Here is a 12,688-nt window from a genome sequence, read left to right as displayed (position 1 = left end):
GCGGCGCGAATTTTCTGTTTGAGTTTGAAGGAGTGACCCATGGTTGCCGCATTGCTTGATCGTCTCGGGGTGAACCCGGCGCTGTACCAGTCGGGTAAACAGCCCGTGCATTCGCCGATTGATGGCAGCCGTATCGGCACTGTGCACTGGGAAGGTGCCGCTGAAGTGGAGCAGCAGGTCAGTCGCGCCGAGCATGCATTCGAGGCCTGGCGCAAGGTGCCGGCGCCGCGTCGCGGCGAGCTGGTGCGCCAGTTCGGCGATGTATTGCGCGAATATAAAGCCGACCTGGGCGAGCTGGTGTCGTGGGAGGCTGGCAAGATCACCCAGGAAGGCCTGGGCGAAGTGCAGGAGATGATCGACATCTGCGACTTCGCCGTGGGCCTGTCCCGTCAGTTGTACGGTTTGACCATCGCCTCCGAACGCCCAGGCCACCACATGCGTGAAACCTGGCACCCGCTGGGCGTGGTCGGCGTGATCAGTGCCTTCAACTTTCCGGTCGCCGTGTGGGCGTGGAACACCACGCTGGCGCTGGTGTGCGGCAACGCGGTGATCTGGAAACCCTCGGAAAAGACCCCGCTGACCGCCCTGGCCTGCCAGGCATTGTTCGAGCGCGTACTGAAGAAGTTCGACGGCGCCCCCGACTACCTCAGCCAAGTGATCATCGGCGGCCGTGACGCCGGTGCCGCCTTGGTGGATGACCCGCGCGTTGCGCTGATCAGCGCCACCGGCAGCACCCGCATGGGCCGCGAAGTGGCGCCGAAAGTCGCCGCCCGTTTCGCCCGCAGCATCCTTGAACTGGGCGGCAACAACGCGATGATCCTCGGCCCAAGCGCCGACCTGGACATGGCCGTGCGCGCCATCCTGTTCAGCGCGGTCGGCACTGCCGGCCAGCGTTGCACCACCTTGCGCCGTTTGATCGCCCATGAATCGGTCAAGGAAGAAATCGTCACCCGCCTCAAAGCCGCGTATTCCAAAGTGCGCATCGGCCACCCGCTGGAAGGCAACCTGATCGGCCCGCTGATCGACAAGCACGGCTTCGAGAACATGCAGGACGCCCTGGAGCAAGCCTTGAGCGAGGGCGGCAAGGTGTTTGGCGGCAACCGCCAGTTGGAAGACAAGTTCCCGAATGCCTACTACGTGTCGCCGGCGATCGTGGAAATGCCCGAGCAAAGCGACGTGGTATGCACCGAAACCTTTGCGCCGATTCTGTATGTGGTCGGCTACACCGACTTCACCGAAGCGCTGCGCCTGAACAACGCCGTGCCGCAAGGCCTGTCGTCGTGCATCTTCACCACCGACGTGCGTGAAGCCGAGCAGTTCATGTCGGCGGTGGGCAGTGACTGCGGCATCGCCAACGTCAATATCGGCCCGAGCGGCGCGGAGATTGGTGGCGCGTTTGGTGGCGAGAAAGAGACCGGCGGCGGCCGTGAGTCGGGTTCGGATGCGTGGCGCGGGTATATGCGTCGCCAGACCAATACCGTGAACTACTCGTTGGAGCTGCCCTTGGCGCAGGGCATCACCTTCGACTAATCCTCAAGTCGGAGTGCGGTCAGTGTGGGAGCTGGCTTGCCTGCGATAGCGGTGGTGACTGATACACCGCTATCGCAGGCAAGCCAGCTCCCACATTTGGTCTCATTTGCAATTCAGAACACTGGTTGTTTGTTGGGTCTCATCGGAGTCTGGCAATGGCACTACGCGAAACATGTTTATGGGAACAACTCACCCCAGGCCGGCCGGACCGCGCCGCGCTCAAGGGCGAGGTCAAGGTTGATGTGTGCGTGATCGGTGCCGGTATCACCGGCTTGTCCGCCGCGATTCATTTGCTGGAACAAGGCAAAAGCGTCGCCGTGCTGGAGGCTCATCGCACCGGCCATGGCGGTTCGGGGCGTAACGTCGGGCTGGTCAACGCCGGTATGTGGATCCCGCCGGACGAGATCGAAGCCGGTTTTGGCGAGGCGGTGGGCAGTCAGCTCAACCGCATGCTGGGCGCGGCACCGTCGCTGGTGTTCAGCCTGATCGACAAATACAAGATTGATTGCCAACTGCGCCGTGAGGGCACCTTGCACATGGCGCATAACGCCCGTGGCGAGGCGGATTTGCGCAGTCGCGAAGAGCAATGGAAGCGCCGTGGCGCCCCCGTCGAGCTGCTCACGGGCCAGGCGTGTGAACAGGCCACCGGCACCAAAAAGATCGCCGCCGCCCTGCTGGACCGGCGTGCCGGCACCTTGAACCCAATGGCCTACACCAGTGGTCTGGCGAATGCCGCCGTGGGGCTTGGCGGGCAACTGTTCGATCATTCGCCAGTCACTCAGCTTGAACGCCAAGGTGCAGTCTGGTCGGTGCAGACCACCCAGGGTTCAGTGCAGGCGGCGCAAGTGGTGATCGCCTCCAACGCCTATACCGAAGGTGAATGGACCGAGCTGCGGCGCAACTTTTTCCCCGGCTATTACTACCAGGTCGCCTCGGCACCGCTGACGGACGACGCCGCCAAACAGATCCTCCCCGGCGGGCAGGGCTCGTGGGACACACGCCAGGTGTTAAGCAGCATCCGCCGCGACGCTGATGGCCGCTTGTTACTCGGCAGCCTGGGCAATGGCAACCAGAAACCGACGTGGTTCCTCAAGGCGTGGGCCGATCGGGTGCAGCAACATTACTTCCCGTACCTCAAATCGGTGCAGTGGGAGTGCACCTGGACCGGCTGCATCGCCTTTACCCCGGACCACCTGATGCGCCTGTTCGAGCCGGCACCCGGTCTGGTCGCGGTCACCGGTTATAACGGGCGCGGCGTGACCACTGGCAGTGTGGTGGGCAAGGCCTTTGCCGACTACTTGTGTCACCAGAACCCACAGGCGCTGCCGATTCCGTTTGCGCCGATGCAACCGCTGGCCGGGGTGGGCCTGCGCAGTTGCCTGTATGAAGCCGGATTTTCGCTGTATCACGCCGGGCAATGCCTGCGGATTGTGGTCTGATCAGCGAAATACCTGTCAGAAGCCTGCATTTTCTTAGCAGGCTACTAATCTGTATTGGTGCAAGTCGTAGCAATCACGCACTGTAAATGTGCAGTTCCGTTACGCACATTGTTACAGCTGTAGGAACTGTCGTTTAGGCATCCGGTTGCAGGTGCGACCTGCCAGGGTTGTACTTTTTGGATCCATTGGTTGCACCTTTCGATGCCAGACGGTTGCACGTACTGGCAAAGGGAGTCGAAACGCCTGCAATAACAATGACACCGTGTCTTTTTGAAGAATAAAAAAGTAATGGCACGCGCCTTGCTCTGGGCTTTCCTGTGAAAGTTTGACGCGAATTCGTAGTGCCAATAAACAAAAACCTCGGAGCACCACTCATGTCCCAGACGTTTTACAAGAAAGGTTTTCTGGCCCTCGCCGTTGCAGCGGCGTTGGGTGTTTCTGCGTTTGTTCAAGCTGATGTGAAGATTGGCGTGGCAGGCCCGATGACGGGCGCCAACGCAGCTTTCGGTGAGCAGTACATGAAGGGTGCCCAGGCGGCAGCCGATGTGATCAACAAGGCCGGTGGCATCAACGGCGAGCAGATCAAACTGGTGGCAGGTGACGATGCCTGTGAGCCCAAGCAAGCCGTGGCCGTGGCCAACCGCCTGGCCGACCAGGACAAAGTGATCGGCGTGGTCGGGCACTTCTGCTCCTCCAACACCATCCCGGCGTCTGAGGTGTACGACGAAGCGGGCATCATCATGATCACGCCGGGTTCCACCAACCCACAGGTGACCGAGCGTGGCCTGGGCGCCGTGTTCCGCATGTGCGGGCGTGACGATCAGCAAGGCATCGTGGCCGGCGACTACATTGTCGACGTGCTCAAGGGCAAGAAAGTCGCGGTGATCAACGACAAGGACACCTACGGCAAAGGCCTGGCTGACGCCACCGCTGCCCAGTTGACCAAACGCGGCGTCAAGCCGGTGCTGGAAGAAGGCCTGACCCGTGGCGAGAAAGACTTCAGCGCCCTGGTCACCAAGATCCGCTCCACCGGGGCTGATGTCGTGTACTTCGGCGGCCTGCACCCGGAAGCCGGTCCACTGGTTCGCCAAATCCGTGAAGCCGGCCTCAAGGACGTCAAGTTCATGTCCGATGATGGTGTCGTGACCGACGAACTGGTTGCCACCGCTGGCGGCAAGCAATACGTGGACGGTGTGTACATGACTTTCGGCGCCGACCCGCGCCTGCTGCCAGACAGCAAAACCGTGGTGGAAGAGTTCCGTAAAAACGGCACCGAGCCGGAAGGCTACACCCTGTACGCCTACGCCTCGATCCAGGCCCTGGCCGCCGGCTTCAATGGCGCCAAGTCCAACAAGGGCGAAGACGCCGCCAAGTGGCTCAAGGCTCACCCGGTAAAAACCGTCATGGGTGAAAAGGCCTGGGATACCAAGGGCGACCTGAAAATCTCCGACTACGTGGTTTACCAGTGGGATAAAGACGGCAAATACCACCAGCTGGAAAAACAGAAGTAAGAACAAGCACCACGGAACCAATGTGGGAGCGGGCTTGCTCGCGAAGGCGGAGTGTCAGTCGTTGAATGTGTTTCTGACACACCGCATTCGCGAGCAAGCCCGCTCCCACAGGGGGACTGTGTCGTGATCGATATCTGTCTTTTCCTCCAGAAGCACCGCGCACCCTCCCGTGTGCAGGTGCTCACCGCGTGAGATTGCGTTATGGATGGTATTTTCCTGCAGCAACTGGTCAACGGCCTGACCCTCGGGTCGGTCTACGGCCTGATCGCCATCGGCTACACAATGGTCTATGGCATCATTGGCATGATCAACTTCGCCCACGGCGAGGTTTATATGATTTCCGCTTACCTCGCGGCGATCAGTCTGGCACTGCTGGCTTACTTCGGCATCGAATCCTTCCCGCTGCTCATTCTCGGCACCTTGATCTTCACCGTGGTCGTCACCGGCGTGTACGGTTGGGTCATTGAGCGTGTCGCCTACAAACCGCTACGCAACTCCACCCGACTGGCACCGCTGATCAGCGCCATCGGTATTTCCCTGATCCTGCAAAACTATGCGCAGATCGCTCAGGGCGCGAAACAACAAGGTATTCCAACCCTGCTGGCCGGCGCCTGGCGCGTCGATATCGGCACGGGCTTCGTGCAGTTGACCTACACCAAGGTGTTTATCCTGGTGGCCGCGTTTCTTGGCATGGGCCTGCTGACCTACATCATCAAATACACCAAGCTCGGCCGCATGTGCCGCGCCACCCAGCAAGACCGCAAGATGGCCTCGATCCTGGGCATCAACACCGACCGTGTGATCTCCTACGTGTTCGTCATCGGTGCCGCCATGGCCGCCCTGGCCGGCGTGCTGATCACCCTCAACTACGGCACCTTCGACTTCTATGCCGGCTTCATCATCGGCATCAAGGCATTTACCGCAGCGGTACTCGGCGGCATCGGCTCCCTGCCTGGGGCGATGTTGGGCGGGATCATCCTGGGTATCTCCGAGTCGTTGTTCTCGGGGTTGATCAACTCTGACTACAAAGACGTGTTCAGCTTCTCCCTGCTGGTGGTGATTCTGATCTTCCGTCCTCAGGGCCTGCTTGGTCGCCCACTCGTGGCTAAGGTGTAAACATGTCTGCTGCCAAATCTATCGATATCAAGAAAAGTGTGGTCGATACGGTCCTTGCCGGGCTGATTTCGTTGATCGTGTTCGGCCCGATTGTTGGCGTGGTGCTCGACGGCTACAGCTTCAACCTGGAACCTGCGCGGGTGGCCACGTTGGTCGCCATTGTGATGGTCGGGCGCTTCGCCTTGAGCCTGTTCCTGCAAACCCCCAAGGGCATCAAGATCCTGCAGGGCTTCGAGAGCAGTGGCTCCGGCGTGCACGTGTTGCCGCCGGACTACAAATCGCGGCTGCGCTGGATCATTCCGGCCCTGATCGTGATCGCCATCGTGTTCCCGATCTTCGCCAACAAGTACCTGCTGACCGTGGTGATCCTCGGGCTGATCTACGTGTTGCTCGGCCTTGGCCTGAACATCGTGGTGGGCCTGGCCGGCTTGCTCGACCTGGGTTACGTGGCGTTCTACGCCATCGGCGCCTACGGCCTGGCGCTCGGTTATCAATACCTGGGCCTGGGCTTCTGGAGTGTGTTGCCTCTGGCGGCCATCGCTGCCGCGCTGGCGGGCTGCATACTCGGGTTCCCGGTGCTGCGAATGCACGGCGATTATCTCGCCATCGTGACCCTGGGCTTCGGTGAAATCATCCGCCTGGTGCTCAACAACTGGCTGTCGTTCACCGGCGGCCCCAACGGTATGCCAGTGCCTTCACCGACCTTCCTCGGCCTGGAATTCGGGCGCAAGGCCAAGGACGGCGGGATTCCGTTCCACGAGTTCTTCGGCATCGATTACAACCCCAACATCAAGTTCATGTTCATCTACATCGTGCTGTTCCTGGTGGTGCTGGCCGTGCTGTACATCAAGCACCGCCTGACCCGCATGCCGGTCGGCCGCGCCTGGGAAGCCTTGCGCGAAGATGAAATCGCCTGCCGTTCAATGGGCCTGAACCATGTGCTGGTCAAGCTCTCGGCGTTCACTATCGGAGCCTCGACTGCGGGCCTGGCCGGGGTGTTCTTCGCCAGCTACCAGGGCTTCGTCAACCCGTCGTCGTTTACCTTCTTCGAATCGGCGCTGATTCTGGCCATCGTGGTATTGGGCGGCATGGGCTCGACAGTCGGCGTGGTGATCGCGGCGTTCGTATTGACGGTTGCGCCGGAGTTGCTGCGCAGCTTCTCCGAGTACCGTGTGCTGCTGTTTGGCGTGTTGATGGTGGTGATGATGATCTGGCGACCGCGCGGCTTGATCCGCATCAGCCGTACCGGTGTGACACCACGCAAGGGGGTAGCGCCATGAGCAAGGAAGTCGTGCTCTCCGTGGAACACCTGATGATGCACTTCGGTGGCATCAAGGCCTTGAGCGACGTGAGCCTCAAGGTCAAACGCAACTCGATCTTCGCCCTGATCGGCCCCAACGGCGCCGGCAAGACCACGGTCTTCAACTGCCTTACCGGCTTCTACAAAGCCAGCGGCGGCAAGATCGAACTGAACATTCGCGGCAAGCAGACCAATGTGATCCAGTTGCTCGGCGAACGCTTCAAGGCCGTCGACTTTGTGTCGCCTAAAAGCTTCTTCAGCCGTGTGTACTACAAGATGTTCGGCGGCACCCACCTGGTCAACCGCGCCGGGTTGGCGCGGACCTTCCAGAACATTCGCCTGTTCAAGGAAATGTCGGTGCTGGAAAACCTGCTGGTGGCCCAGCACATGTGGGTCAACCGCAACATGCTGGCGGGCATCCTCAACACCAAGGGCTACCGCAAGGCCGAAAGCGATGCCCTCGACCACGCCTTCTATTGGCTGGAAGTGGTGGACCTGGTGGATTGCGCCAACCGCCTGGCCGGTGAGCTTTCCTATGGGCAGCAACGCCGCCTGGAAATCGCCCGCGCCATGTGCACGCGGCCGCAAATCATCTGCCTGGACGAACCGGCAGCCGGCCTCAACCCGCAGGAAACCGAAGCCCTCAGCGCGATGATTCGCCTGCTGCGCGACGAACACGACCTGACAGTGGTGCTGATCGAACACGACATGGGCATGGTGATGAGTATTTCCGACCACATCGTGGTGCTCGACCACGGCAACGTGATCGCCGAAGGCGGCCCGGATGCAATCCGCAACGACCCGAAAGTGATCGCCGCCTACCTGGGCGCAGACGAAGAGGAGCTGGTATGAGTGCGCCTATCCTCGAAATGAAGGACCTGGACGTGTTTTACGGCCCGATCCAGGCCCTCAAAAAAGTCTCGCTGCACATCAACGAAGGCGAAACCGTAAGCCTGATCGGTTCCAACGGCGCGGGTAAATCCACGCTGCTGATGTCGATTTTCGGCCAGCCGCGCGCCGAGTCCGGGCAGATTCTGTACAACGGCGTCGACATTACCCACAAGTCGTCCCACTACATCGCCTCCAACGGCATTGCGCAGTCGCCGGAAGGGCGGCGGGTGTTCCCCGACATGACCGTCGAGGAAAACCTGCTGATGGGCACCATCCCGATTGGTGACAAGTATGCGCAGGAAGACATGCAGCGCATGTTCGAGCTGTTCCCGCGCCTTAAGGAGCGGCGTACTCAGCGTGCTATGACCATGTCCGGTGGTGAGCAGCAAATGCTCGCCATCGCCCGCGCGCTGATGAGCCGGCCCAAACTGCTGTTGCTGGACGAACCGAGCCTGGGCCTGGCGCCCATTGTGGTGAAGCAGATCTTTTCCACACTGCGCGAGCTGGCGGCCACCGGCATGACTATCTTCCTGGTGGAACAGAACGCCAACCACGCGCTGCGCCTGTCGGACCGGGCCTATGTGATGGTCAACGGCGAGATTCGCCTGACAGGCACCGGCAAGGAATTGCTGGTGAATGAGGAAGTGCGCAACGCCTACCTCGGCGGGCATTGATCCCTGCCCCTGATCGTTCCCACGCTCTGCGTGGGAATGCCTCTTGTGACGCTCCGCGTCACGCTTGGGGACGCGGAGCGTCCTTTGCTGCATTCCCACGCGGAGCGTGGGAACGATCATCCACAGGTGTTTTTGGGGTGTTTTCAGTGCTCCCGCCAAATTGTGGAAAACAAATCCAGCCCACCTCCAAAGCGCGACATATAGCCGCCGCAAATCCCTGTTTTGTCACAGTTTTGACTTGTCCCCATCCGCTGTGGAACCGGCTGTGGGTAACGTGGGAGTAGCTGGCTGCAAGCCTTTAAAACCGTGGCTTGCAGCGTGGTGGTTGTTTATTGATCAGCCGGTTTTTGCTGGCCTGCCGAGGGCTTTGTCAACCTGTTTAAAGACACAGGTATATGACTGATTTATGTCGGATCAGCCTGTGGATAACTCTGTGACTAAACTCTGGAAAGACCGCCGCAGAGGCCGGAATGACTGGCCTGGAGCCATCGTTCGGATTTTCCCTCTTGCCATTGGGCTACATACGCCCCGGCCAAGGTCAAGCAAAAAACTTTCTGAAACCGTCTGTAAGCCTTGTATAGAGCGGCCTGGGGCTTTTTACACTTGCCCCCAAAGACTGTGGGCGCAGTTGTGGATAACCTGCGTGCATATGGCTGCACGCCACGTTCTATAAGGCTTTGCGTCATGTGATCAAAAAACACCCAGCCGTGCATGAAGTTATGCGCTTAGCGGTTGCCGCAATCGCGGCGTAAGGGCATTCTGCTGGCTGTTTTTTTTCCCGATGCCCGCAAGGAGAACACCATGTCCGACACGCTGTTTATTACTGGCGCCACCTCAGGTTTCGGCGAAGCTTGCGCCCGTCGTTTTGCCGACGCCGGCTGGAAACTGGTGCTTACCGGCCGTCGTGCTGAGCGTTTGAATGCCTTGGTCGAAGAGCTTTCCAAGCAGACCGAAGTGCATGGCCTGGTGGTGGACGTGCGTGACCGCAAGGGTATGGAAGAGGCCATCGCCAACCTGCCGCCGTCGTTCGCCAAGCTGCGCGGGCTGATCAACAACGCCGGCCTGGCCGTGGGCACCGACCCTGCGCCCAAGTGCAGCCTCGACGATTGGGAAACCATGGTCGACACCAACATCAAAGGCCTGCTGACCACCACCAACCTGCTGTTGCCGCGCCTGATCGCCCATGGCCGCGGCGCCGGCATCATCAACCTGGGTTCCATCGCCGGTAACTACCCGTACCCGGGCAGCCACGTGTATGGCGGCTCCAAGGCGTTCGTGAAGCAGTTCTCGCTGAACCTGCGTTGCGACCTGCAAGGCACCGGCGTGCGTGTGACCAACATCGAACCGGGCCTGTGTGAGAGCGAGTTCTCGCTGGTGCGCTTCGGCGGTGACCAGGCGCGTTATGACGCGACCTATGCCGGTGCCGAGCCGATCCAGCCGCAGGACATTGCCGACACGATCTTCTGGGTGATGAATACCCCGGCGCACGTGAACATCAACCGGTTGGAGCTGATGCCAGTGAGCCAGACCTGGGCTGGGTTTGCGATTGAGCGTGGGGCCAAGTAAGACTTAAGAACGCGTTGCGTCCTTCGCAGGCAAGCCAGCTCCCACACTTGACCGAGTTCCTGCATGAGAATGCGGCCGAATGTGGGAGCTGGCTTGCCTGCGATGGCGGCAAATCGGCCAAAACAGGACATAAGGTACACTCCACGCCTGAAAACCCCTCCGCACTGTGCGGTTTAAAGGTTTTGACGGGAGGAAATGTGAGTAACCGAGGTGAGCAGGCACTGCTCAAACAATCGACGATTCTGATGTTCGCGGTCGCGATCGCCGGGATTGTCACGGGTGTGATATCAGGCGCCCAATCCATTCTGTTCGACGGCTTTTTCTCGCTGATCGCCACCGCCATCAAGGTGTTGATGCTGATCACGGCCAAGCTGATCGCCAAGAAAAGCAACGAGCGCTTCCAGTTCGGCTACTGGCACCTGGAGCCGATGGTGCTGCTGATCGAAGGCAGCTTCCTGTTGCTGATCGCGATCTACGCGTTTCTCAACGGCGTGTTCGGCATTATCAATGGCGGACGTGAAATCGAATTGGGGCTGGTGATCGTCTACGCGGCGGTGTTTACCGTGGTCGAGTTCGCCTACTTCTTTTACGTGCGCTATCGCAATCGCACGCTGAAATCTTCACTGATCCAGTTCGACAACATCAGTTGGCTGGTGGACGCGATGCTGTCGGTGGGCTTGCTGATCAGCTTTCTTGCCGCGCTGTTGCTCAAGTCCCAGGGCTATGGCGAGTGGGCGGTGTATGTCGACCCATTGATCCTGATTCTGCTGGCCCTGAGCATGCTGGCGCCGGCGTTCAAGATCCTGCGCCCGGCGTTGCGCGAGGTGCTGGGCATTGCCCCGGACCACCTGGACGACAAGGTGCGTGAAGTGATGGACGCGGCCCAGGCCAGGCATGGTTTCGATGACTACGTCTCGTACGTGCAAAAGCACGGGCGGGCGCGGTTTATCGAGATTCATGTGGTGTTGCCGGCCAATTACCCGGTGGCTAACGTGGCGACGCTTGATGAGCTGCGCGAGGAGATATCCACAGGGTTGGGTACGCCGGATGCGGCGCGCTGGTTGACGATCAGTTTTACCGGGGATCGCAAGTGGATTGCGTGACAGTCAGTTAGACCGAGGTGAGGCTATCGCAGGCAAGCCAGCTCCCACATTTTGATGTGTGAATACAGTCAAGTGTGGGAGCTGGCTTGCCTGCGATGAGCATAGGTATCTACACAACTTCTGAAGGCAGCCAATTTCTCCTGTGGCGAGCAGGCTTGTCCTGCGTTGGGCCGCGAAGCGGCCCCAGTAAAGGCACTGCAATTATCCTGAAAGAACTCAGTGTCTGCGTTGGGCTGCTTCGCAGCCCAACGCAGGACAAGCCTGCTCGCCACAACAGCCCACTGGCCACAGACTTCGTGTTAACCGGTTGTGTAGATACCTATGCTGCGATGAGGCACTGAAGGTCAACCCAGATGCTGGATCAGGCCCTGATAGCAGGTCGCCAAGTGATACGGCGTAGTCGACGGCATATCCCGCCTGCTTAACGCGCCCTTGACATCCAGGCATTCATGCCAGCCGTTCTCATGCAAAAAGTGCTGTTGCAGCGCCAGCAATTGTCGCTGCAACACCGCCTCACTGCCCGGCCGCAGGGTCAGCGCCCGCAGGTATTCAGCCTGGGCCCAAATCCTTTGCGTGCCGTCGCGCACGCTGCCGTCCAGGGCGAGCATGCCGCTGACTGCGCCACTTGATGTATCCACACCCTTAAGCTCTGCATAGGCAAACGCCCGCGTCAGCGAGGCATGCAAGGGGGTGCCGCGCAGCACGTCTGACGATTCGAGCAAAAAGAACCATTCGAATTGATGCCCCGGCTCAAACCAGTTATCCACAGCACCCAGCGGTTTTTCCATCATCACGCCGTGCTGGCGGTCGATGAAGCGCTTCTGCAGGGCGGTGGCGAGGTCCAGCAACGCATCCTGGGTGATCGCGTCTTCACGCACGGCCAGGGTGGCGAGGAAACCTTCGGCCAGGTGCATCAGTGGGTTTTGCAGTGGGCCGGACTTGAGGGATGACCAGTTGCGCTCCAATACGGCTTCGTACAGGCCGTCGCCAGTGGCGAAACGTTCGGCGACTACGGCCAGGGCCGCATCGAGCACCGACTCCACCAACGGCTCGCGTACCTTGGCCCAATAGTGGGCGCAGGCGAAGATGATGAAGGCGTGGGTGTAGAGGTCTTTGCGCTTGTCCAGCGGTTTGCCGTGGGCGTCGATGCTGTAGAACCAGCCACCGTGCTCGGCATCATGGAAGTGCCGTTGCAGTGAGCGAAACAGCGCCGCTGCACGCTCTTCGGCAAACGCTGCATCGGGCTCGCCGATCAGGCTGGCGAACAGGTACAACTGCCGGGCGCAGGCCATGGCGCGGTAGCGTTGCGCGGGCAATGGCTGGTGATCGGCGCCCAGCGCCTCGTAGGGCAGCGCCAAGTCGGCGTTCCAGCCCGGGCCTTGCCACAGCGGCACTATCAGGGTGTGGAAGTGCGTGAGCACGGCATTCAAGGAAGGATGGGAAGCGATGGGCATCGGCTGGCGTCGTCACGGCAGAGGTGTAGGCGCGCATGGTAGCAGGCTTGAGTTCTGTGGTGTTTGTGCCACCGCCATCGCAGGCAAGCCAGCTCCCACCTTTG

General features: G+C 60.2%; 10 protein-coding genes. 9 read left to right on the top strand and 1 reads right to left on the bottom strand.

Annotation, left to right across the window (positions count from 1 at the left end):
- Positions 1-39: 39 nt before the first annotated feature.
- From amaB to ASE80_RS20130, 9 genes are all read left to right on the top strand, one after another.
- On the top strand, positions 40-1,530 hold the full coding sequence (gene amaB / locus ASE80_RS20170) for an L-piperidine-6-carboxylate dehydrogenase (RefSeq protein WP_056860511.1): 1,491 nt from the start codon (positions 40-42) through the stop codon (positions 1,528-1,530).
- Between the two features lie 155 nt (positions 1,531-1,685).
- The gene (amaA, locus tag ASE80_RS20165; RefSeq protein ID WP_056860510.1) at positions 1,686-2,969 is read left to right on the top strand and encodes an L-pipecolate oxidase; all 1,284 of its coding nucleotides are present in this window, start codon (positions 1,686-1,688) and stop codon (positions 2,967-2,969) included.
- Positions 2,970-3,343: 374 nt separating this feature from the next.
- The gene (locus ASE80_RS20160; RefSeq protein WP_056860509.1) at positions 3,344-4,480 is read left to right on the top strand and encodes a branched-chain amino acid ABC transporter substrate-binding protein; all 1,137 of its coding nucleotides are present in this window, start codon (positions 3,344-3,346) and stop codon (positions 4,478-4,480) included.
- A 201-nt stretch (positions 4,481-4,681) separates the two neighbouring features.
- Positions 4,682-5,596 carry an ABC transporter permease subunit gene (locus ASE80_RS20155; RefSeq protein WP_017136076.1) on the top strand — a complete coding sequence of 305 codons (915 nt, stop codon included), beginning with the start codon at positions 4,682-4,684 and terminating at the stop codon, positions 5,594-5,596.
- A gap of 2 nt (positions 5,597-5,598) precedes the next feature.
- A complete protein-coding gene (gene livM, locus ASE80_RS20150; RefSeq protein ID WP_056860508.1) occupies positions 5,599-6,876 on the top strand; it encodes a high-affinity branched-chain amino acid ABC transporter permease LivM in 1,278 nt (425 codons plus the stop codon).
- The gene (locus ASE80_RS20145) at positions 6,873-7,748 is read left to right on the top strand and encodes an ABC transporter ATP-binding protein (RefSeq protein ID WP_017136078.1); all 876 of its coding nucleotides are present in this window, start codon (positions 6,873-6,875) and stop codon (positions 7,746-7,748) included. Before livM ends, ASE80_RS20145 begins: the two co-directional genes overlap by 4 nt.
- On the top strand, positions 7,745-8,461 hold the full coding sequence (locus tag ASE80_RS20140; protein WP_017136079.1) for an ABC transporter ATP-binding protein: 717 nt from the start codon (positions 7,745-7,747) through the stop codon (positions 8,459-8,461). The genes ASE80_RS20145 and ASE80_RS20140 overlap by 4 nt, the downstream gene beginning before the upstream one ends.
- An 801-nt stretch (positions 8,462-9,262) precedes the next feature.
- Positions 9,263-10,027 (top strand): SDR family oxidoreductase, encoded by a 765-nt coding sequence (locus ASE80_RS20135; protein ID WP_056860507.1) that lies wholly within the window; start codon positions 9,263-9,265, stop codon positions 10,025-10,027.
- A gap of 197 nt (positions 10,028-10,224) precedes the next feature.
- Positions 10,225-11,130, top strand: a complete 906-nt coding sequence (locus tag ASE80_RS20130) for a cation diffusion facilitator family transporter (protein WP_056860506.1) — start codon at positions 10,225-10,227, stop codon at positions 11,128-11,130.
- A gap of 344 nt (positions 11,131-11,474) precedes the next feature.
- Here ASE80_RS20130 and ASE80_RS20125 read toward each other — a convergent pair whose 3' ends face one another.
- Positions 11,475-12,584 (bottom strand): AGE family epimerase/isomerase, encoded by a 1,110-nt coding sequence (locus ASE80_RS20125; protein WP_056860505.1) that lies wholly within the window; start codon positions 12,582-12,584, stop codon positions 11,475-11,477.
- Positions 12,585-12,688: the final 104 nt, after the last annotated feature.

The organism is Pseudomonas sp. Leaf15 (genome assembly GCF_001421425.1).
Classification (GTDB): domain Bacteria; phylum Pseudomonadota; class Gammaproteobacteria; order Pseudomonadales; family Pseudomonadaceae; genus Aquipseudomonas; species Aquipseudomonas salomonii.
The sequence above is the reverse complement of the archived record's forward strand: the minus strand, read 5'-3'. Positions and strand labels throughout refer to the sequence as shown.